Here is a 21,632-nt window from a genome sequence, read left to right as displayed (position 1 = left end):
GATGAAGTATGGGGCCTGCGGCTTAATTCAAGCTGAAGCCTGCTCGACGGTCGGCCAGACCTCGGCGCGAGCCAGCAATACCAGGGCCTGGCGCACCGCGCCGGGGTTGTTACAGGATGTTGGAAACGCCAGCCAGTACAGGCCCTTGCCGATGCGCAGATGGAAGCCTTCGCTGTCGATGCCGGCCAGCTGCGCCGGTTCGTGCTCCGGCAGGTTGGCCAGCTGCACGTAGTGGGCGATCGCCGAGGCATGGTCGTCGTTCATGTGCTCGACCATGCTGCGCTCGGGCTCGCCGGCATGCGGGTTGGCCAGGTTGACTCCCTGCAGCCAGTGGATGGCGCCGAAGCCCCCGATGAAGCGCCAACGCACGGGCTCGAGCACCCAGAAGTCGAAGTCGTGGGCGCTGTGGTAGTCGCGCGAATCAGGGAAATAGCGGTAGTAGCGCTCGGCCGAGGCCTCGATGGCTGCAGATTCTTCCAGCTGGCGGGCTTCGGCCAGCAAGGTCAGGCGCCCGGCGGCCTGGACGTCCTCGGCGCCGCGCTCACCGACCAGCAGCGAGCACTTGGCATCCTTCTGCAGATTGTGGGTGTGCTGGGCGATGCGGCTGATCAAAATCAGCGGCCAGCCCTGCTCGTCCAGGCAGTAAGGCACCACCGATCCGAAAGGGAAGCCCGGCATGCTCTTGGAGTGGGTGGAAAGCACCCCGCGGTATTCCTTGAGCAACAATTCTCGGGCATGCTTCTCGGCTGTCATGCTCAATTTATGACTCCTCGCTAAGAATTCGTCGAAAACGAAACGAACAGGCGCCCAGCGCCAGCGGGGCAATCTTCAAGACCTTCGAGGAGCAGTGTTATGGAACTCAAAGACAAAGTCATCATCATCACCGGCGGTTGCCAGGGCCTGGGCCGCGCCATGGGCGAATACCTGGCCGCCAAGGGCGCCAAGCTGGCGCTGGTCGACCTGAACCAGGAGAAGCTGGATGACGCCGTAGCCGCCTGCAAGGCCGCCGGTGGCGACGCCCGCGCTTACCTGTGCAACGTGGCCAACGAAGAGCAGGTGACCCACATGGTCGCCCAGGTGGCCGCGGACTTCGGCGCCATCAACGGCCTGGTCAACAATGCCGGTATCCTGCGCGACGGCCTGACCATCAAGGTCAAGGACGGCGAGATGACCAAGATGAGCCTGGCTCAGTGGCAGTCGGTGATCGACGTCAACCTGACCGGCGTGTTCCTCTGCACCCGCGAAGTAGCAGCCAAGATGATCGAGCTGAAGAACCAGGGCGCGATCGTCAACATCTCCTCCATCTCCCGCGCCGGCAACATGGGCCAGGCCAACTACTCCGCGGCCAAGGCCGGCGTCGCCGCCGACACCGTGGTGTGGGCCAAGGAACTGGCGCGCTACGGCATTCGCGTAGCGGGCGTCGCACCAGGCTTCATCGAAACCGAGATGACCAGCGGCATGAAACCGGAAGCCCTGGAGAAGATGACCTCCGGCATCCCGCTGCGCCGCATGGGCAAGTCGACCGAGATCGCCCACTCCGTGGCTTACATCATGGAAAACGACTACTACACCGGTCGTATTCTCGAGCTCGACGGCGGCCTACGCCTGTAATCCGAGTGTCGCCTCACGGCGAGCTAGAGCCTTAGCGTCGCCAATAAAAAGCCCCGCATTGCGGGGCTTTTTTGTTTTCCATGGCGCGTTACTTCTTGCGCAGCTTGGCGCAATGATCCTCGGGCACATTGGCGGCGGTGTACCAGACATAGTCGGCACTGCCGGCGGCTGGTTCCTTGCCCACTTCGGCAAGGATCAGCACGGCATTGCCTTCACCCGCGCCGAGGTCGGTCAGGTGCAGCGGCACGCCCAGGTCCTTGCGTACGTGGAAGGCACCGGCCAGCAGCATGGCCGGTTGTGGCGCGGCGGCCAGGCGTTCGGCCATGCGCCGATCGCGTTGCTGCTGGACGGCAAGCATCGCGGGAATCTGGCTGTCTGGCAGCAGGCCGCAGTGGGACTCGCGGATATCTTCCTGCAGCTTTTCCTGCACCGCCGGCGCGGTAGACGCCGAGCCTTGCAGGACCGGGCGCGCCTGGTAGATCTGCATGATCTCGGCACGGTCCAGGTTGGCCGACAGCAACGGATAGGGCTGGCGCAGTTCGTACTGCACCAGCGCGCCGTACAGGCCCCAGTCCCAGTTCGGCAGCCAGGCCAGCGCGGCGAAGGTGTCGGCCGGCGCCTGCCCGGCCCGAGTCTCGGCTTGCGCCTGTTCGACCTTGGCCTGCTGGTTGGGGTTGAGCATCTCCATCAGCACGCTGCCCTGCGGGCGCTGCGCCGCCAGCTCGCGCGACAGCCACAGCTGCAGGGCATGGTGATCGGGGTTGTCGTGCTGCTCGCCGACCAGCACGCGCGGCGCCTTGGCCAGGCGTTCGACCAGTTGCTCCGGACTGATGCGCTCGCCGCTGGCCAGATCGACGATCTGACCCAACTGGGCATGCTCGCGCCCCTCGGGGGCGATGGGCGCGGGGGGCGGCAGCACGCCGCGGGACTGGCAGGCAGCCAGCAGAGACAGACAGCAAAGCAGAACAATACGCATGGGAAATTCCTGAAGGGTTCAGCGCGCCACGATCAGCGGATGGCCGCGTTCCGGGTGGCGCTGGATCAGTACGTCGAGGCCGAACACAGCACGCAGCGGCTCGGCCTGCAGCACCTCGTCGGGGCTGCCGAAGGCATGCGGGCGGCCGTCCTGCAGCAGCAGGATGCGGTCGCAGTAGCGCGCCGCCAGGTTGAGGTCATGCAGGATCACCAGCACCGCCGCGCCCTGGCTGGCGAAGTCGCGCACCGCCTGCAGGGTGGTGTGCTGGTGCAACGGATCGAGGGCCGAAGTCGGCTCGTCCAGCAGCAGTACCTGCCCTGCCCCGCCCGGCCACAGCTGCGCCAGCACCCGCGCCAGGTGCACGCGCTGGCGCTCGCCACCGGACAGGGCCAGGTAGCTGCGCCCGCGCAGGTGCTCGGCATCCGCCGCGCGCAGGGCCGCATCGACGATCTCGGCGTCACGGGCGCGGCCGGTATCGTGTGGCAGGCGGCCCATGGCGACCACATCGGCCACCGGGAAGGCGAAGCTCAGGGTCGAGCTCTGCGGCAGTACGGCCAGGCGCCGGGCGCGCTCCTGGCCGGACCAGTCGCCGAGGGCGCGGCCATCCAGGGTGACGTTGCCGCCGTCCGCATCCAGCTCGCCGCACAGGGCGCCAAGAAGAGTGCTCTTGCCGGCGCCGTTGGGGCCGAGCACACCGAGTACCTCGCCGGGTTGCAGGGCCAGGTCGACGCCTTCCAGCACGGTGGCGCCGCCACGGCGCACACTCAAGTCTTGCGCGCGCAACATCAGGCCCGCCCCCGCACCAGCAGATAAAGGAAGAACGGCGCGCCGATCAGCGCCGTGACGATACCGATTGGCAACTCCGCCGGCGCCAGCACCAGGCGGGCGACCAGGTCGGCCAGCAGCAGCAGGCTGGCACCAGCCAGCAGCGAGGCCGGCAGCAGCACGCGATGATCGGGCCCAACCAGCAGGCGCATCAGGTGCGGCACCACCAGGCCGATGAAGCCGATCAAACCGGCAGCCGCCACCGCGGCGCCGACACCCAGGGCAGTGCACAGCACCAGCTCCAGCTTGATCCGCTCGACGTTGAAGCCCAGGTGACGCGCCTCCGACTCGCCGAGCAGCAGCGCGTTGAGCGCCGAGGCCCGACGCGGCAGCCAGACCGCCACGCCCACGGTCACCAACAGCAGCGGCCACAGGCGCGGATAGCTGGCGCCATTGAGGCTGCCCAGGTTCCAGAAGGTCAGGCTGCGCAAAGTGGCGTCGTCGGCCAAGTAGGTGAACAGGCCGACGCCGGCACCGGACATGGCGGTCAGCGCCACGCCAGCAAGCAGCATGGTGGCGACGTTGGTCTGGCCGTCACGGCGGCCGAAGCGGTAGACCACGGCGGTCACGATCAGGCCGCCGGAGAAGGCGCAGATCGATAGCAGATAAGGCGCCAGTGCCGGCGGCAGGCCGCCGACCATGCTACCGCCGACGATGGCGATGGCCGCACCCAGCGCCGCACCGCCGGCGACACCGACCAGGCCGGGATCGGCCAGCGGGTTGCGGAACAGGCCCTGCATGGCCACGCCAGACAGTGCCAGCACGATGCCCACGCACAGCCCCAGCAGGCTGCGCGGCAGGCGAATCTGGCCGAGGATCAGCTCAGCCTGCTGCAGTCCCTCACCATCGATTGGCAGGCCCATGAGGCGCAGGGCGGCCAGCAGGGTGTCGCCCAGCGGCAGGCTCACCGGGCCGAGGGCCAGCGACAGCCAGAACGCGAGCAGCAGAAGAACGCCCATTGCCAACAGCAATGGGCGGGGTCGAAAAACAGGATTCATCGGTCGAGTTTGGCCGTCAGTGCTTGCTCGGAAGGATAAAAGGCCGCCGACAGCTCGGCCAGTCCCTCGGGCAGACGCGGGCCGAGACCACCGACCAGCAGGGTCGGGTCGAGGGTCAGCAGGCGGCCGTCACGCGCGGCGCTGGTCTGCTGCAGCACCGGGTTCTGCTGCAGCAGTGCCTTGCGCGCTTCCTCACCGTGCAGGCTGCGATCGGCGAAGATCACCACCTGCGGGTCCATGGCCAGCAGCGCCTCGTTGGAGATCGGCTTGTAGCCGCTGTGCTCGGTACGGCTCTCGCCACCGGCATGCTCGATCAGCCACACCGCCAGGCTGTCCTTGCCCGCCGCCATGACGTTGCTGCCGGCGTGGCCGAGCAGCATCAGCACGCGCGGCGGCGCCTGCCGCTTCTGCGCCTGGGCGACCCAGTCGGCCTGGCGCTGCAGGTCCTGGCGGTAGGCGGTCATCTGCTCGCGGGCCTGCTCGGGCGTGCCGAGCAGTTCGCCCAGACGCAGCACATTGCGCTCCAGGGTATCCAGGTCGGGCTTGGCCGACAGCGCCTCGATGCGGATGCCGGCGGCCTTGATCTGCTCGATCACCGGCGGCGGGCCCATCTCCTCGCTGCCGATCAGGATGTCCGGGCGCAGCGACAGCACGCCCTCGGCGGACAGCGCGCGCTGGTAGCCGATGCTCGGCAGCTTGCGCAGGCTCTGCGGGTGCAGACTGGTGGTGTCGACACCGACCAGCTTGCCTTCACCGCCCAGGCGCACCACCCACTCGCTCAGCGAGCCGCCGGAGCTGACCCAGCGTTGCGGCAGATCGGCCGCCGCCGCGGCATGGCTGAACACCAGGCTGCCGCACAGCAGAAGAAACTTGGACAGGCGCATCTCAGGCCTCCAGGGCGGCGATGGATTCGGCCAGTTCGCGCCACTCGACCAGCTCCGGCACGCCCGGCTTGCGCGCGCCGAACAGCTGCACGACCAGCTCGCCATCAGCATCGAAGGCCTCGTAGCTGGTGATGATGCCGTCGCTGCTGGGCTTGCGTACGCGCCACAGCTCGACCACGCCCGGGGTCTTCAGGTGCAGGTTGAATTCGGGGTCGAGCACGTTGAACCAGTCGCCCATCCAGCGCAGGTTGCTGACGGTGCCGGAGTGGATCTGAATGCAGTGCTGGTTGCCGACGAAGACCATGATCGGCACCTGGCGGGCGCCGGCCTCTTCCAGCAGCTTGGGCAGCTCGGCGGTGGCCAGCGGCTCGGCCCACTCGCGACCGGCCAGGCGCAGGGCCTGGGTACGGGCCACGTCGTGGCGCTTGAGCATGGCGAAGAAGTGGTGGGTGTCCTTCAGCTCGGCCCAGTCGGCGCGCAGAGCGGCGGTGTCCACCTCGGCATCGGCGCGCGGAGCCTTGCGTTCGGCCAGCGGCTGCAGGTCCAGCTCGGCGCTCTGCTCGGCGGCGCGGAAGCGCTCGACCAGCGGCGCCCAGGCCGCCTCCTCGCTCTTGGCGGTGAGATAGACCTTGTGCACGGCGGTGCCCTGGCGATCGAATATCTGAATGCTGCGCTGCACGCCGCGCTCGGTGTCTTCGGCGACGGCGAACACGCTGGCCCACTGGGTCATGAACAGGCGCAGGTCGATATCAGGGGAGACCACCAGGCCCATGGCGCCGTTGGCCATCACCGATACCTCGCGGTAGTAGCCCTTGCGCTCGTGCACGCAATGCTCGTTGCGGGTCAGCGCCATGATGTAGCCCAACTCACCCAGCGCCGGCAGCAGCTCGGCCCACTCGGTGCGCAGGCGCACGGCATCCACGCCCAGGCGGCTGGCAGTCAGCTCGGCCTCACTGACGCCCAGCTTGGCGGCAGCATCGCGGGCGCGCAGACCGGACTGTTCGGCGCGCAGGAGCTGCCAGCGCTGGTAAAGGGGGGACGTGGGCTGACTGAGATTGCTCATTGCGTTTCCTTGGGGCAGATACTGCTTATGTATTTATCTATGACGAATGACCCGGTGCGGGTCAGGAAAAATAGGCAAAGAAGCCTAACGCGAATGAATTTGAAAATCTAATTCCTTTGAGATTTATTTGCATTTGAGATTGAGTTTAATTACCTTCCCGCCGCCAAAACTAAATACACCGGCCAGAGAGCCACTCGCGGGAGTAATGCTATGTCCACCCCACCCTTCGCCTTGCGCCCATGGATGGCGCTGTTGCTGCTCAGCCCTTCGCTGGCATTCGCACAGACCACGGACAGCAACACCGAGCTCGCCCCGACCCAGGTCACCGGTAACGTCGTGCAGGAAGCGCTGCCGACCACCACCAAGACCGACGCCAAGACCCTGGAAGAGCGCCAGATCCGTAGCTTCGACGACCTAGGCCGCCGCGCCGAGCCGGGCGTGAACTACAGCCGCAGCAGCGAGAGCATCAACATTCGCGGCCTCGATCGCGACCGCGTGCTGACCACCATCGACGGCATCCGCGTGCCGTGGCTGACCGATGGTGCACGTAGCCAGGGTCCGACCGGTGGCGCTCAGGGCGGCCTGGACTCGATCGACTTCAACGGCCTGTCCTCGGTGGACATCGTGCGCGGCTCCAACTCCAGCGTGGTCGGCTCCGGCGCCCTGGGTGGCGCGGTCCAGCTGCACACTCTCAACCCCGAGGATCTGCTGGGCGAAGGCAAGGAATTCGGTAGCCTGGTCAAGACCGACTACGACAGCGCCGACAACAGCTGGGGCCTGAATGGCGCCCTCGCCGGCCGCTACCAGGACACCTCCTGGCTGCTGCAGGCTGGCCAGCGCCAGGGCCATGAGCTGGAAAGCGGCGGCAACCAAGACACCTACGGCACCAGCCGCACCGAGGCCAACCCGGCCGATACCGATCAACAGAGCCTGCTGGTCAAGCTGCAGCAGCGCTTCGACGGCGGCCACAAGGTCGGCTTCACCGGCGAGCTGTTCCAGCGCGAGAACGACATCGACACCCGCACCAACCAGGGCACCACTTACCTGCTCGGCGAGAACGGTACCGACGAACACGTCAAGCGCCAGCGTTTGTCGGTCGATTACGGCTTCCGCGCAGAAGACAGCAACGGCCTGATCGACAGCGCCAACGCCATCGCCTACTGGCAGAAACTGCGTCGTCATGACGACCAGAACGGCATTCGCACCGTCACCGACTCCCGCGCCGGGATTCCCGACTTCCTGTTCTTCGGCCTGCCAGGCAACCCGTACAAATACCCAGGCGGCGCATTCGGCCGTGACAACCAGATCGAGAAAGAGCTGTACGGCGTCTCTGGCGACGTCGGCAAGAGCTACGAGATCGCTGGCGTGCCGAATAAGCTGACCCTCGGCGGCGAGGTCTATCAGGTCAACACCGAGCAGGTCTCCGAGGGCTACGACAACTGCCCCGGCTTCACCATCGACCCGAGCCACCCAATGTACATGGGCCCTGCCGCCTGCGACTTCCTGCACACCAACCAGGCCGACATGCCCAAGGCCGAAGGCACCCAGTGGGCGCTGTTCGCCACCAACGAGATCGCCTTCGCCGACGGTCGCGTCAAGCTGACCCCGGGCCTGCGCTACGACCACTACAAGCAGGACCCGCAGGCCACCAGCGACTTCGACAACAACATCAACCCGGCCAACGATCAGACCCTGTCGTCGAGCAAGGACCACAAGCTGTCCGGCAGCCTGCTGGCCACCTGGCAGGTAGCCGAGAAGGCCATGCTCTACGCCCAGTGGGCACAGGGCTTCAAGGCTCCGGATGCGACCCAGCTGTACATGAACTACGGCGCCGAAGGCAGCTACCTGCGCCTGGGCAATGCCAACCTCAAGCCCGAGGAAAGCAACGGCTACGAGATCGGCGCACAACTGGGTGACAACAAGCTGGGCGGCTCGATCAGCCTGTTCGACAACCACTACAAGAATTTCATCGACGACGACGTGGTGATGGATGCCGCCGACCTGTCAGCCGTCGGCCTGAGCGCCGCCGACTACCCGATGGGCGTGACCCGCACCGAGAACCGCGCCAAGGTGCAGATCTACGGTGCCGAGCTCGCCGCCCACTGGGAGTTCGTACCGCACTGGAAGGTCTGGGGTTCCGTGGCCTGGGCCAACGGCGAAGACCTGCAGACCAACCAGCGCCTGAGCTCGGTCGCTCCGATCACCAGCCTGCTGGGTCTGAGCTACGAGCGTGACCAGTACGGTGCCGACCTGATGCTGCGCGCCGCCGCAGCACGCGACAAGGTCGAGAACGATGGCGACTTCGAGGCCCCTGGCTACGGCGTGGTCGACATGACCGGCTGGTGGCAGCCCGCAGAGCTGAAAGGGGTGAAGCTGCAGGCCGGCCTGTTCAACGCCCTCGACAAGAAGTACTGGAGCGCCCTCAACGTGCCCACCGGCAACCTGGTGCAGCCGGACGACTACTACAGCGAGGTCGGCCGCAACTTCCGCGTCTCCGCCTCCTGGCAGTACTGAGTTCAATTTCGCGCAAGGACGCGCGCCCTCTTCAACGCCTCGGATGCAGCGGTCGAAAGACCGGGCTCCGGGGCGTTTTCGTCTGCGCCAGAGTCTCGCGAGACCATCCGGCAAGCGCCCGGACCGTCACGAGGCCAGTCTGGTCTTGTGCCCAGGCGCCCAACTCAACAATAATAATTATCATTTGATTCAGAGAATGGATATCCCGTGAGCAGTTCCAATCTCGACGCCGTCTTTGTCGCCCAGCGCACCAGCCTGCTGCGCACCCTGGCGAGAATGGTGAAGAACCCCAGCATCGCCGAAGAGCTGGTCCAGGAGACCTACCTGCGGGTCGCGCGCACCTTGCTGCAGCGTCCGGTGGAGCATCTGGAGCCGTTCCTGTTCCAGACCGGCCGCAACCTCGCCCTCGATCATCTGCGCCACCTGCGCATGCAAGCGCGCACGCTGATGGACGATGTCTCGGACGAAGAGCTGCAGGCTGTGCCTTCCGGAGCCCCGTCCGCCGAAGAAAGCGTGCATGCCGAGCAACTGCTGGAACGCCTCGGCTCCACGGTCGAACGCCTGACCCCGCGCCAGCAGCAGATCTTCATCCTCAGCCGCCTGCATGGTTACGGCTACGCCGAGATCGCCGAACAGCTCGACGTCTCCCTGAGCACCGTGCAGAAGGAACTGAAGCTGATCATGGCCATCTGCATCGACGTGCTGGCGCGCCTGGAAACGCCGACGTGACAGGCTACCCATCCACCGAGCCCTGGACGACAATAGGCAACCCCGTCCCGAGGACTCCGGTGTGACCGCTCCCTCCCAGCCATCCGCAGCCAATACCGAGAGCCTGTCCCAGGCGCTGGACTGGCTGATTCGCCTGGACGATGCGGATGCGGCCACCCGTAACGAATTCGAGACCTGGCTGTCGGCCAGCGAAGACAACGCGCGCGCCTACCGGCAGGCCAGCCAGATGTGGGGCTCACCGCTGCTGGATGTCGCCGCCTCGGGCCTGCAACAGGTCAACCAGCAGCGCCAGCTTCGCCGCCGCCGTGTAACCCGTCGCGCAGCATCCTCCGCGGCCGCCCTGCTGCTGTGCATCGCTGCCGTGTTGCAGAGTGATCTGCCCGAGCGCATGCAAGCCGACCACATCACCGCCGTGGGCCAGCGCCAGCACCTGCAACTGGCCGATGGTTCGCGCGTGCTGCTGAATACCGACACCGCGCTGGCCAGTCGCATGGACGACTATCACCGCAGTACCCGCCTGCTGTACGGCGAAGCCTACTTCGACGTGGCCCACGACCACAGCCGCCCGTTCGAGGTGGACGCCGGCCCGGTTCAGGTCAGTGTGCGCGGCACCGCATTCGCCGTGCGCTACCTCGACGACGAAGCCGAGGTCAGCGTGGAACGCGGCGAGGTCGCCCTGCGCACACCACGCAACGATGCCAGCGTCAGCCTCGGCGCCGGCGACAGCATTCGTGTCGGCCCGGATGGCTTCGGCCCTCGCCGCCACAACACCCAGAGCCAACCACAGCTGGCCTGGGTACAGGGCCGCCTGATGTTCGAGAACTGCCCGCTACGCGAGGTGCTCGCCGAGCTGCGCCGCTACTACCCGGGCTGGATCGTCAGCACCGACGAGCGTCTGGCCGACCTCAACGTCACCGGCAACTACCGCCTGGACGATCCCGTTGGCGCCATGCGCTCGCTGGCGCAAGTCACCTCCGCACAGCTGCACGAACTGCCGCGCGTACTGATCCTCGACTGACTCCTCTGCCCCGCCGCAAAGATTTTCGAAGTTTTTTTACGCGCTCCGCTGCGCTCGTTCGTTTCGTCAAATGCCAATGCTATTAATTCGCATTAATAGACGAATAACGACCAGAAGAGAGCTCCGATGACCGCCCCCTCCCGACGCTCCACCCTCGACCGCCTGCGTGCACCAGCAGCACTGTCGCTGATGACCCTGTCCATCGCCGTGGCCTTCGTACCGGCCACCCAGGCCGTGGCCGCCGAGACCAGCGCCCAAGCCGAGGCCGGCTTCAGCTTCGCCATCCAGAGCCAGCCACTGAACAGCGCACTCAACGCCTTCAGCGCGGTCACCGGATGGCAGGTTGGCCTGCAGGCGGATCTGGCCGAGAACGTCACCTCGCCGGGCGTCAGCGGTACTCTTCCGGCCGAACAGGCCCTGCGTCGCCTGCTCGCCGGCAGCGGCCTGGATTTCGTCCAGGTCAGCCCGAACAACGTCGTTCTGCAACGCATCACGCGTAGCGACGCGCTGGAGCTGCAACCGCAGACCATCACCGCCACCCTGCACGCCCGCGACATCGACGCAGTACCGGTCACCGTCAGCGTTCAGGACCGCGCCAGCCTCGACCGCAACAACGTCAACGACATCAAGGAACTGGTGCGCTACGAACCCGGCGTATCGGTCGGCGGCACCGGCCAGCGCTCTGGCACCAGCGGCTACAACATCCGCGGCATCGACGGTGACCGCGTGCTCACCCAGGTCGATGGCGTCGAGGTACCGGCCAGCTTCTTCTACGGCCCCTACGCCCAGACCCATCGCAACTACGTCGACCCGGAAATCGTCAAGCGCGTGGAGATCCTCCGCGGCCCAGCCTCGGCCCTGTATGGCAGCAATGCCATCGGCGGCGCGGTGAGCTACTTCACCCTGGATGCAGACGACATCATCAAGGAAGGCCGCGATGCCGGCGCGCGCCTGAAGACCGGCTACAGCTCTGCCGACGACAGCTGGCTCAACTCGGCCACCGTCGCCGGTCGCCATGAAGCCTTCGACGCCCTGCTGCACCTATCCCAGCGCAACGGTCACGAAACCGAGTCCTACGGTGGCCACGGCGGAACCGGCCTCGACCGCACCGAAGCCAACCCGGAAGACATGCGCGCCACCAACGTGCTGGCCAAGCTGGGCTGGAACTACAACGACAGCGATCGCCTGCAACTGACCTACGAGAAGTACAAGGACGACCGCGACACCGACCAGCTCAGCGCCGTCGGCGGCCCGTTCAACGCCCCCACCATCGGCGTGGGCCAGGGCTACTACCTCGCCCGCAGCGGCAACGACACCATCACCCGCGAGCGCTTCGGCCTGGAACACCGACTGGCGCTGGACAGCCCGCTGGCCGACAACCTGAAGTGGAGCCTGAACTACCAGATCGCCAAGACCGACCAGAGCACCCAGGAGCGCTACGCGCCCACCAACTTCTTCACCGGTGCGGTCAGCCGCGATGTGATGCGTTACCGCGAGACCGACTACAAGGATCGCCTGTGGGTGTTCGACGCGGTGCTGGACAAGGCCTTCAGCCTCGGCGAGACCGAGCACCTGCTGACCTACGGCCTCAACCTCAAGCACCAGGAAGTCACTGGCCTGCGTAGCGGCACGGCGTATTGCTACACCTCCGTCGGCACCTGCACCAACCTCGTCGGCCAGGTCAGCCCATCCGCCAGCGACAGCCTGACGCCGCAGAGCGACTTCCCCGATCCAACCGTGAAGACCTACGCCCTGTTCGCCCAGGACGAAATCCGCTGGAACCAGTGGACCTTCCTCCCCGGCCTGCGCTATGACCGCACCAGCCTCGAGCCCGAGCTGACCGAGGACTACCTGCGCAGCATCGGCACCAGCAGCTTCCGTCCGAGCGACGATACCCAGGACTGGCATCGCGTGTCGCCCAAGCTTGGCGTCACCTATGACTTCGACGACCACTACACCTGGTTCGGCCAGTACGCGGAAGGCTTCCGCACCCCGACCGCCAAGGAGATGTACGGCCGCTTCGAGAATACCTCGCTGGGCTACGTCGTCGAACCCAACCCGGACCTCGACCCGGAGAAGAGCCGCAGCCTGGAAACCGGCCTGCGCGGCAACTTCGAGGGTGGCAGCTTCGACGTGGCGGTGTTCTACAACCGCTACCGCGACTTCCTCGACAACGATGCCGTCGGCAGCAATGGCCGCCTGACCGTGTTCCAGAGCGAGAACATCGGCCGCGCCAGCATCCGCGGCATGGAGGTCAAGGGTCGCCTGGAGCTGGAACAGTTCGGCGCCTTCCCGGGCCTCTACACCCAGGGCTCCGTGGCCTATGCCCGCGGTCGCAACGACGAGACCGGCGAGCCGCTGAACAGCATCAACCCGCTGACCGGCGTATTCGGCCTGGGCTACGAGCAGGAGCGCTTCGGCAGCCTGCTGAGCTGGACCCTGGTCAAGCGCAAGACGCGCATCGACGAGGACGACTTCAACTCCCCGGACGGCAGCGGCAGCCAGTTCGCCACTCCGGGCTTCGGCATCCTCGACCTGTCCGGCTACTACAAGCTGAGCGACGACCTGACCGTCAACGCCGGCCTGTACAACCTGACCGACAAGCAGTACTGGCTGTGGGATGACGTGCGCGGCTACGACGGCGTCGGCGAAGCGGGTGTGACCGCTCCCGCCAACATGGACCGCCTGACCCAGCCCGGCCGTAACTTCTCCGTCAACCTGGTGTGGGACATCTGATCCACGCCTGAACGCCCCGCCCCGGCCGCTGCCCTAGCGCAGCGAACGGGGCGGGGCGTTGTCGTTTACGCGCTTTGCCCACCTCGTTCGTCACGTCTTCTGACACCCATATTGCAAGGACCCGGTTCCGATGAGCACCCTGCGTTCCCAGCGTCTAAATCAGGCCACCCACGCCCCTCATGCGCGTCTCGACAGCACCGTCAAGGCACAAGACCCGTTCTCCAGCCGCGAGAACTTCAGCCCGTTCGTCCAGGCCCAGTACCTGTTCCAGTCCGAACTGCAGGCGCTGTATCAGAACGATGAGCTGATCGCCATCTTCCCTGACCTCGCCGCCCGCTGCCGCGCCCGCCAGGCCGAAGCCGATCTCGGCGACCTCGGCGCCGCCGTGCCGGCTGCAGTAGAGGGCGCTCCTGCCGGCCTGTCGCGCGCCGAAGCCCTGGGCTGGCTGTTCGTCTCCGAAGGCTCCAAGCTGGGCGCCGCTTTCCTGATCAAGCGCGTCGCGGCACTGGGCCTGACCGAGACCTTCGGCGCCCGTCACCTGGGCGAACCGGAAGGCGGCCGCGCCGCGGGCTGGAAGCTGTTCACCCACACCCTCGACGCCCTGGAACTGAGCGAAGAAGAAGACCGCGCCGCAGAAGCCGGCGCCCTGGCCGCCTTCGAGCGCTTCGCCGACCTGCTGCAACACAGCTACGCCCAGGCCAAGGCCGCTTGAACCACGCCCCACGCTCGCGCCTGGTGCGCCTGCTCTATGCCCTGCTGGCCTACACCTCCCTCGGTGTAGGCCTGGTGGGGCTTGTGCTGCCTGGCCTGCCGACCACCGAGTTCGTGCTGCTTGCCGCCTGGGCCGCCTCACGCAGCTCGCCACGGCTCAGCCAGTGGCTGGAGAATCACCGTCTGTTCGGCCCGATCCTGGCCAACTGGCGTAACGGCCAGGCCATCGCCCGCCGCGCCAAGCTCGCCGCCAGCGCCTCGATGCTGATGGCCCTGGCAATCATGCTGATCACCCTGCCCCATGGTTACTGGCTGTATGCGGTGATCGCCGGCATGGCCATCGGCAACCTGTGGATCTGGTCGCGTCCCGACCGTACTGCCGAACCCTCTATATCCCTGCCAGCCACCACCGCCCGCCCCGACGTCTGAGCGCGACAGGCCGGCCACGCCTGCGGGATAATCCCGGCTCTGGCGTGGAGATACCCATGATTCATCTGTGCGCCCCGCATGAGCTGGCCGAAGGCCAGAGCCGGGGCTTTGTCGTTGCGGGGCGCAAAGTGCTGGCGGTACGCCGCGACGGCCGCGCCTACGTCTACCTGAACAGTTGCCCGCACCGCGGCCTGACCCTGGAGTGGCGCGCGGACGACTTCCTCGACGCCAGCGGCAGCCTGATCCAGTGCGCCCATCACGGCGCACTGTTCCTCATCGAGGATGGCGAATGCGTGACCGGCCCCTGCGCCGGCCAATCGCTGCAGGCGCTGAACTGCCGGGAAGACAGCCAGGGTCTGTGGGTCGAAACCTAGGTCAATACCTCGAGTCGCCGCACCAGGCGCACTTCCTGCGGGTTGATATCGACGCCGTAGGCCAATACCTCCATCCCCGCCGCACGCGCCTCACGCAGGCCCGCCGCATAGGCCGGGTCGATTTCCTCGGCGGCGCGCACCGCCTCGATGCCGGCCAGGTTCACGCAGTACAGCAGCACCGCGCGCACGCCCTGGCGCGCCAGCGCAGCCAGCTCGCGCAGGTGCTTGGCGCCACGCTCGGTCACCGCATCGGGAAAGGCGGCCACCGTGGAATCGGCGAAGCCCAGGGTGACGCTCTTGACCTCGAGGAACAGCGAGCCGCTCAGGTAGTCCAGGCGGAAGTCCGCACGGCTGCCTTCGCTGCCGTAAGCCACCTCGCGCTTGAGACCGGTGAAGCCGGCCAGCTCGGTGATGATGCCGGCACGTAGCGCCTCCTCCACCAGCCCATTGGCCCGCCCGGTGTTCAGGCAAGCCAGGCGCCCGTGCGGCGTCTCGCCCAGTTCCCAGGTGCCCGGCAGCTTGCGCTTGGGGTCGTTGGAACGGCTGAACCAGACCTGCCCGCCCTCGCTCAGGCAATTGAGCATCGAGCCGGTGTTCGGGCAGTGGATGGTCAGCGCCTCGCCACCGGCCGTCTCGATGTCGGCGAGGAAGCGCTTGTAGCGGCGCAGCAGGCGCCCCTCTTCCAGCGGCGGATCAAAGCGCATCGGGATTCCAGGTCTTCAGGCCACGGGCGATGCGCTCGACCGCCTGTTGCAGGCGCTCGACGTTCTGCGTGTAGGCGAAGCGCACATGGTGGCCCGCCAGGTGGCGACCGAAATCCAGGCCCGGGGTGAAGGCCACGTGCTCGGTCTCGATGAAGTGCCGGCAGAAGGCGAAGGCGTCGCCACCGAAGGCGGAGATGTCTGCATATAAATAGAAGGCGCCTTCCGGCTCCACGGCGATGCGGAAGCCCAGCTCGCGCAGGGCCGGCAACAGATAGTCGCGGCGGCGCTGGAACTCGTGGCGGCGCTCCTCGAAGATCGCCAGCGTGGCCGGCTCGAAACAGGCCAGGGCGGCATGCTGGGCCATCGAAGGCGCGCTGATGTAGAGGTTCTGCGCCAGCTTCTCCAGCTCCGGCACCGCGTGCTGCGGCGCAACCAGCCAGCCGAGGCGCCACCCGGTCATGCCGAAATATTTGGAGAAACTGTTGAGGACGAAGGCATCGTCGTCTACCTGCAACACGCTGGGCGCATCGCAGCCGTAGGTCAGGCCGTGGTAGATCTCATCCACCACCAGGTGGCCGCCGCGCTGCTTGAGCGTGCTCGACAGCGCCGCCAGCTCCTCCAGATGCAGCAGCGTACCGGTGGGGTTGGCCGGCGAGGCGACCAGGGCGCCGACGCTGTCGCCATCCCAGTGCCGTTCCACCAGCTGTGGCGTCAGTTGGTAGCGGCTCTCCGGGCCGACCGGTACCAGCTGCGCGGCACCCTCGACCAGGCGCAGGAAGTGGCGATTGCAGGGGTAGCCGGGGTCGGCCAGCAGCCAGTGCTTGCCCGGATCGACCAGCAGGCTGGAGGCCAGCAACAGCGCCCCAGAACCACCGGGAGTAATCAGGATGCGCTCGGGGTCGATATCCACACCATAGCGACTGGCGTAGAAACCGGAGATGGCCTGACGCAGCTGCGGAATGCCGCGCGCCGCCGTATAGCGGGTGTGCCCGGCGGCCAGCGCGGCCTGGCCCGCGCGCACGATGGGCTCGGCGGTGGTGAAGTCCGGCTCGCCGATCTCCAGATGGATCACGTCATGGCCGGCGGCCTGCAGCTCGTTGGCACGGGCCAGCAGGGCCATGACATGGAAAGGTTCGATGGCGCGACTGCGCGCACTGAAGGGCTGGGCCATTGGCCTTCCTTTATTCAGGAAAAGAGGGGATTCTAACCAACTGACCTGTAACCCCGTAACAAGCGAGACAACCGGGAGTAGCATCGCCGGAATCGATCTGGTAAGTTCGCCCGCTTGCAGCCGCAGGCCCGGTGCACTTGCCCGGCAAAGGAACAGATCCTGCGCAATGGATCAGAGAAAGTGAGAGGCGGTCATCCATGCCCACCAAAGCAAAACAGAACGGCAACCAGCTGATTCGTGGCTTCGAACCCTATAAAGAGAAAAAGGGCGAGGAGTACATGAGCGATCCGATGCGTGCTCACTTCACCAGCATCCTCAACAAGTGGAAGCTGGAGCTGATGCAGGAAGTGGATCGCACCGTGCACCACATGCAGGACGAAGCCGCCAACTTCCCGGATCCGGCCGACCGTGCCAGCCAGGAAGAAGAGTTCAGCCTGGAACTGCGCGCCCGTGATCGCGAGCGCAAGCTGATCAAGAAGATCGACGAGACCCTGCAACTGATCGAAGACAACGATTACGGCTGGTGCGACTCGTGTGGCGTGGAAATCGGCATCCGCCGTCTGGAAGCCCGCCCCACCGCGACCCTGTGCATCGACTGCAAGACCCTCGCGGAAATCAAAGAGAAGCAGCTCGGTTCCTGAGTTGCAGACGGGGCGCCAAGGCGCCCCGTTTCATTTTCGGCGACCGATAAGCGGACTGGCGCCGCACGCGCCCAGCCGATAGCCTCGCTGCAATGAACGACTCCCCCTACATCGGGCGCTTCGCCCCCACCCCCAGTGGCTACCTGCACTTCGGCTCGCTGGTGGCCGCCCTCGCCTCCTATCTGGATGCTCGCAGTGTCGGCGGCCAGTGGCTGCTGCGCATGGAAGACCTCGACCCGCCACGAGAAATGCCTGGCGCCCAAGACGCCATCCTGCACAGCCTGGAGACCTACGGTTTCGAGTGGGACGGCGAGCTGGTGCGGCAGAGCGCGCGCCACCACGAATACACCGCGCTGATCCGGCGCCTGTTCGAGCAGGGCCTAGCCTACGCCTGCACCTGCTCGCGCAAGCAGCTGGAGGGTTCGGGCGGCCTCTATCCGGGCACCTGCCGCAACGCCGGCCATCCCGACCATGACGCAGCTATTCGCCTGCGCGTGCCGGAGCTGGAATACCGTTTCACCGACCGAGTGCAGGGCGAATTCCGCCAGCACCTGGGCCGCGAGGTCGGCGACTTCGTCATCCGCCGTCGCGACGGCCTGTTCGCCTACCAACTGGCCGTGGTGCTGGACGACGCCTGGCAGGGTGTCACCGACGTGGTGCGCGGCGCCGACCTGCTCGACTCCACGCCTCGCCAGCTCTACCTGCAGGAGCTGCTCGGCCTGCCGCAGCCGCGCTACCTGCACGTGCCGCTGATCATCCAGCCGGACGGCCACAAGCTGGGCAAGAGCTACCGCTCGCCGCCGCTGCCGACCGACCAGGCGCCGCCGCTGCTGGTTCGCGCCCTGCGCGCCCTCGGCCAGCGCCCGCCGGCCGAGCTGGGCAACGCCAACCCACGCGAGGTACTGGCCTGGGGCATCGCCCACTGGGACGCCAGCAGCATCCCGCGCAGCCGCACCCTGGCCGAAGCGCAGTTGCGCTGAGGGCGCCGCGACCGCGAAAACGGCCAGCCGCACTCACCGATGGAGCCAGCGGCTTCCCCGCCATCGTGCGCTCCCGTACCATCCGGCCATCCCGTACGGACCCGACTTATGTACATCTACCGACTGGTACTGATCCTGGTGGTGGGCATCTACCTGTTCTCCCCCGCCATCATGGACTGGTGGATCGACCCCGATGGCGCCTGGTACAGGCCCTACCTGCTGTGGCTGATCCTCATCGTCGTCACCCTGATATTGCAGAGCCAGCGCGATGCCGACGAGCTTTGATCTCAGCCAGCTGATCCTGATCAGCTGCGCCTATCTCCTGTTGCTGTTCGGCGTGGCCTGGGTCAGCGAGAAGGGTCTGATCCCGCGCTGGGTAATCCGCCATCCGCTGACCTACACCCTGTCGCTGGGCGTGTATGCCAGCGCCTGGGCCTTCTATGGCACGGTGGGCCTGGCCTACCAGTACGGCTTCGGCTTCCTCGCCAGCTACCTGGGGGTAACCGGCGCCTTCCTCCTGGCGCCGGTGCTGCTCTACCCGATCCTGCGCGTCACCCGCACCTATCAGCTGTCGTCGCTGGCCGACCTGTTCGCCTTCCGCTTCCGCAGCACCTGGGCGGGCGTGCTCACCACGCTGTTCATGCTGGTCGGCGTGCTGCCGCTGCTGGCCCTGCAGATCCAGGCGGTGGCCGACTCCATCGGCATCCTCACCCGCGAGCCGCTGCAGTATCGCTTCGCCCTCGGCTACTGCGCGCTGATCACCCTGTTCACCATCCTCTTCGGCGCCCGCCATATCGCCACCCGCGAGAAGCACGAGGGCCTGGTGTTCGCCATCGCCTTCGAGTCGGTGGTCAAGCTGATCGCCCTCGGCGGCATCGGCCTGTACGCCCTGTACCAGGTGTTCGGCGGCCCTGCCGAGCTGGAACAGTGGCTGCTGCAGAACCAGCACGCCCTCAACGAACTGCACACACCGCTGCAGGAAGGCCCGTGGCGCACCCTGCTGCTGGTGTTCTTCGCCTCGGCCATCGTCATGCCGCACATGTACCACATGACCTTCACCGAGAACCTCAACCCGCGCGCCATCGTCAGCGCCAGCTGGGGCCTGCCGCTGCTCCTGCTGCTGATGAGTCTGTCGGTGCCGCTGATCCTCTGGGCCAGCCTGAAGATCGGCGCCACCACCAACCCGGAATACTTCACCCTGGGTCTGGGCCTGGCCATGGGCAATCGCGAACTGGCGCTGCTCGCCTACGTCGGCGGCCTATCGGCCTCCAGCGGCCTGATCATCGTCAGCACCCTGGCGCTGTCGGGCATGGCGCTGAACCACCTGGTGCTGCCGCTCTACCAGCCACCAGCGGAAGGCAACATCTACCGCTGGCTGAAGTGGACGCGTCGCGGCCTGATCCTCGCCATCATCGCCGCGGCCTACGGCTTCTACCTGTTACTCGGCGCCGAGCAGGACCTGGCCAACCTCGGCATCGTCGCCTTCGTTGCCACCCTGCAGTTCCTACCCGGCGTGCTCTCGGTGCTTTACTGGCCAACGGCCAACCACCGCGGCTTCATCGCCGGCCTGCTCGCCGGCATCGTGGTCTGGGCGCTGAGCATGCTGGTGCCACTGGTCAGCAACCTGCAGGGCGTGCACCTGCCGTGGTTCGACATCGTCTATGTGCTCGACGAAAACAGTTGGCACCTGGCCGCCGTCGGCTCGCTGGCTGCCAACGTGCTGGTATTCACCCTGGTCTCGCTGTTCACCGAGGCCAGCGACGAGGAAAAGAGCGCCGCCGAGGCCTGCACCGTGGACAACGTGCGCCGCCCGCAGCGCCGCGAGCTGCTGGCTGGCTCGCCGCAGGAATTCGCCGCCGAGCTGGCCAAGCCGCTCGGCGCGGTCACCGCACAGAAGGAGGTGGAGCGCGCCCTGCGCGATCTGCACCTGCCGTTCGACGAGCGCCGCCCCTACGCCCTGCGTCGCCTGCGCGACCGTCTCGAGGCCAACCTCTCGGGCCTGATGGGTCCCAGCGTGTCCCAGGACATCGTCGAGACCTTCCTGCCCTACAAGTCCGGCAGCGCGGCCTATGTCAGCGAGGACATCCACTTCATCGAGAGCCGCCTGGAGGACTACCAGTCGCGCCTCACCGGCCTGGCCGCCGAGCTCGACGCATTGCGCCGCTTCCACCGCCAGACCCTGCAGGAACTGCCGATGGGCGTGTGCTCCCTGGCCAAGGACCAGGAGGTGCTGATGTGGAACCGCGCGATGGAGGAACTCACCGGCATCAGCGCGCAGCGCGTGGTCGGCTCACGTCTGCAGAGCATCGAGGAACCCTGGCATGGCCTGCTGCAGGAGTTCATCGCCCAGGACGGCGAACACCTGCACAAGCAGCACCTGCAACTGGATGGCGAAGTGCGCTGGCTCAACCTGCACAAGGCTGCCATCGAAGAACCGCTGGCACCAGGTAACAGCGGCCTGGTGCTGCTGATGGAGGACGTGACCGAGACCCGCGTGCTGGAAGACCAACTGGTGCACTCCGAACGCCTGGCCAGCATCGGCCGCCTGGCCGCCGGGGTGGCCCACGAGATCGGCAACCCGGTCACCGGCATCGCCTGCCTGGCGCAGAACCTGCGCGAGGAGCGCGAAGGTGACGAAGAAGTCGACGAGATCAGCAACCAGATCCTCGACCAGACCAAGCGCATCTCGCGCATCGTCCAGTCGCTGATGAACTTCGCCCACGCTGGCCAGCAGGAGCGCGCCGAGTATCCGGTAAGCCTGGCCGACGTGGCACAGGACGCCATCGGCCTGCTGTCTCTGAACCGCAACAGCACCGAAGTGCAGTTCTTCAACCTGTGCGATCCGGAACACCTGGCCAAGGGTGATCCACAGCGCCTGGCCCAGGTGCTGATCAACCTGCTATCCAACGCCCGTGACGCCTCGCCGCCCGGCGGCGCTATCCGCGTGCGCAGCGAGACTGCGGAACACAGCGTCGAACTGATGGTCGAGGATGAAGGCACCGGTATTCCGCAGGCGATCATGGACCGCCTGTTCGAACCCTTCTTCACCACCAAGGATCCAGGCAAGGGCACCGGTTTGGGGCTCGCACTGGTCTATTCGATCGTGGAAGAGCATTATGGTCAGATCACCATCGACAGCCCGGCCGATCCGGAACGCCAACGCGGGACCCGATTCCGCGTTACTCTGCCGCGCTATGTCGAAGCGACGTCCGTAGCGACCTGAGTAGTGACCTAGAACCGCCCCAGGGCAGGTTCGGAGACCGTCGAG

At 66.4% G+C, this 21,632-nt stretch carries 20 protein-coding genes; 12 read left to right on the top strand and 8 right to left on the bottom strand.

Annotated elements, in window-relative coordinates; genetic code table 11:
- Nucleotides 1-27 precede the first annotated feature (27 nt).
- On the bottom strand, nucleotides 28-759 hold the full coding sequence (locus PTT45_RS18090; protein WP_273815157.1) for a HugZ family pyridoxamine 5'-phosphate oxidase: 732 nt from the start codon (nucleotides 757-759) through the stop codon (nucleotides 28-30).
- A gap of 93 nt (nucleotides 760-852) precedes the next feature.
- Here PTT45_RS18090 and PTT45_RS18085 point away from each other — a divergent pair, with 93 nt between their 5' ends.
- Nucleotides 853-1,611: an SDR family oxidoreductase gene (locus PTT45_RS18085; RefSeq protein WP_273815155.1), complete on the top strand. Its 759-nt coding sequence runs from the start codon at nucleotides 853-855 to the stop codon at nucleotides 1,609-1,611.
- 88 nt (nucleotides 1,612-1,699) lie between these two features.
- Here the strand turns inward: PTT45_RS18085 and PTT45_RS18080 are convergent, their stop codons facing one another.
- From PTT45_RS18080 to PTT45_RS18060, 5 genes are read right to left on the bottom strand one after another with little or no spacing between them, the layout of a single operon-like run.
- Nucleotides 1,700-2,587, bottom strand: a complete 888-nt coding sequence (locus tag PTT45_RS18080; RefSeq protein ID WP_273815152.1) for a ChaN family lipoprotein — start codon at nucleotides 2,585-2,587, stop codon at nucleotides 1,700-1,702.
- Nucleotides 2,588-2,605: 18 nt separating this feature from the next.
- Nucleotides 2,606-3,373 (bottom strand): heme ABC transporter ATP-binding protein, encoded by a 768-nt coding sequence (locus PTT45_RS18075; protein ID WP_273815150.1) that lies wholly within the window; start codon nucleotides 3,371-3,373, stop codon nucleotides 2,606-2,608.
- The gene (locus PTT45_RS18070; protein WP_273815277.1) at nucleotides 3,373-4,356 is read right to left on the bottom strand and encodes a FecCD family ABC transporter permease; all 984 of its coding nucleotides are present in this window, start codon (nucleotides 4,354-4,356) and stop codon (nucleotides 3,373-3,375) included. The genes PTT45_RS18075 and PTT45_RS18070 overlap by 1 nt, the downstream gene beginning before the upstream one ends.
- Before the next feature lie 50 nt (nucleotides 4,357-4,406).
- Complete coding sequence (locus tag PTT45_RS18065) at nucleotides 4,407-5,294, bottom strand: heme/hemin ABC transporter substrate-binding protein (protein ID WP_273815149.1); 888 nt, start codon at nucleotides 5,292-5,294, stop codon at nucleotides 4,407-4,409.
- A gap of 1 nt (nucleotide 5,295) precedes the next feature.
- Entirely contained in the window at nucleotides 5,296-6,357 is a 1,062-nt protein-coding gene (locus PTT45_RS18060) for a hemin-degrading factor (protein ID WP_273815147.1), read from the bottom strand.
- Between the two features lie 210 nt (nucleotides 6,358-6,567).
- Between PTT45_RS18060 and PTT45_RS18055 the strand changes: the two genes are divergently transcribed.
- The 7 genes from PTT45_RS18055 (at nucleotide 6,568) to PTT45_RS18025 (ending at nucleotide 14,868) form a co-directional block, all read left to right on the top strand.
- A complete protein-coding gene (locus PTT45_RS18055) occupies nucleotides 6,568-8,871 on the top strand; it encodes a TonB-dependent hemoglobin/transferrin/lactoferrin family receptor (protein WP_273815146.1) in 2,304 nt (767 codons plus the stop codon).
- 207 nt (nucleotides 8,872-9,078) lie between these two features.
- Nucleotides 9,079-9,600 (top strand): RNA polymerase sigma factor, encoded by a 522-nt coding sequence (locus tag PTT45_RS18050; RefSeq protein ID WP_273815144.1) that lies wholly within the window; start codon nucleotides 9,079-9,081, stop codon nucleotides 9,598-9,600.
- A 61-nt stretch (nucleotides 9,601-9,661) separates the two neighbouring features.
- Complete coding sequence (locus PTT45_RS18045) at nucleotides 9,662-10,618, top strand: FecR family protein (protein WP_273815142.1); 957 nt, start codon at nucleotides 9,662-9,664, stop codon at nucleotides 10,616-10,618.
- 126 nt (nucleotides 10,619-10,744) lie between these two features.
- Complete coding sequence (locus PTT45_RS18040) at nucleotides 10,745-13,354, top strand: TonB-dependent receptor (protein WP_273815140.1); 2,610 nt, start codon at nucleotides 10,745-10,747, stop codon at nucleotides 13,352-13,354.
- Between the two features lie 130 nt (nucleotides 13,355-13,484).
- Nucleotides 13,485-14,066: a biliverdin-producing heme oxygenase gene (locus PTT45_RS18035; RefSeq protein ID WP_273815138.1), complete on the top strand. Its 582-nt coding sequence runs from the start codon at nucleotides 13,485-13,487 to the stop codon at nucleotides 14,064-14,066.
- The gene (locus tag PTT45_RS18030; protein WP_273815136.1) at nucleotides 14,063-14,494 is read left to right on the top strand and encodes a YbaN family protein; all 432 of its coding nucleotides are present in this window, start codon (nucleotides 14,063-14,065) and stop codon (nucleotides 14,492-14,494) included. The genes PTT45_RS18035 and PTT45_RS18030 overlap by 4 nt, the downstream gene beginning before the upstream one ends.
- 56 nt (nucleotides 14,495-14,550) lie before the next feature.
- The gene (locus tag PTT45_RS18025) at nucleotides 14,551-14,868 is read left to right on the top strand and encodes a Rieske (2Fe-2S) protein (RefSeq protein ID WP_273815134.1); all 318 of its coding nucleotides are present in this window, start codon (nucleotides 14,551-14,553) and stop codon (nucleotides 14,866-14,868) included.
- On the opposite strand, the gene sfsA is transcribed toward PTT45_RS18025, so the two are convergent.
- Nucleotides 14,865-15,572 (bottom strand): DNA/RNA nuclease SfsA, encoded by a 708-nt coding sequence (sfsA, locus tag PTT45_RS18020; RefSeq protein WP_273815133.1) that lies wholly within the window; start codon nucleotides 15,570-15,572, stop codon nucleotides 14,865-14,867. The two genes, PTT45_RS18025 and sfsA, sit on opposite strands and share 4 nt — an antisense overlap.
- On the bottom strand, nucleotides 15,562-16,743 hold the full coding sequence (locus PTT45_RS18015; protein ID WP_273815131.1) for a pyridoxal phosphate-dependent aminotransferase: 1,182 nt from the start codon (nucleotides 16,741-16,743) through the stop codon (nucleotides 15,562-15,564). The genes sfsA and PTT45_RS18015 overlap by 11 nt, the downstream gene beginning before the upstream one ends.
- Nucleotides 16,744-16,940: 197 nt before the next feature.
- Between PTT45_RS18015 and dksA the strand changes: the two genes are divergently transcribed.
- From dksA to PTT45_RS17995, 4 genes are all read left to right on the top strand, one after another.
- The gene (gene dksA / locus PTT45_RS18010; RefSeq protein ID WP_273815129.1) at nucleotides 16,941-17,384 is read left to right on the top strand and encodes an RNA polymerase-binding protein DksA; all 444 of its coding nucleotides are present in this window, start codon (nucleotides 16,941-16,943) and stop codon (nucleotides 17,382-17,384) included.
- A gap of 92 nt (nucleotides 17,385-17,476) precedes the next feature.
- Nucleotides 17,477-18,364: a tRNA glutamyl-Q(34) synthetase GluQRS gene (gene gluQRS, locus PTT45_RS18005; RefSeq protein ID WP_273815127.1), complete on the top strand. Its 888-nt coding sequence runs from the start codon at nucleotides 17,477-17,479 to the stop codon at nucleotides 18,362-18,364.
- A gap of 108 nt (nucleotides 18,365-18,472) precedes the next feature.
- Nucleotides 18,473-18,649, top strand: a complete 177-nt coding sequence (locus PTT45_RS18000; protein ID WP_043308774.1) for a hypothetical protein — start codon at nucleotides 18,473-18,475, stop codon at nucleotides 18,647-18,649.
- On the top strand, nucleotides 18,633-21,587 hold the full coding sequence (locus PTT45_RS17995; protein WP_273815124.1) for a sensor histidine kinase: 2,955 nt from the start codon (nucleotides 18,633-18,635) through the stop codon (nucleotides 21,585-21,587). Before PTT45_RS18000 ends, PTT45_RS17995 begins: the two co-directional genes overlap by 17 nt.
- Nucleotides 21,588-21,632: the final 45 nt, after the last annotated feature.

Source organism: Pseudomonas sp. Gutcm_11s (genome assembly GCF_028649395.1).
In the GTDB taxonomy this organism is placed as follows: domain Bacteria; phylum Pseudomonadota; class Gammaproteobacteria; order Pseudomonadales; family Pseudomonadaceae; genus Aquipseudomonas.
The sequence above is the reverse complement of the archived record's forward strand: the minus strand, read 5'-3'. Positions and strand labels throughout refer to the sequence as shown.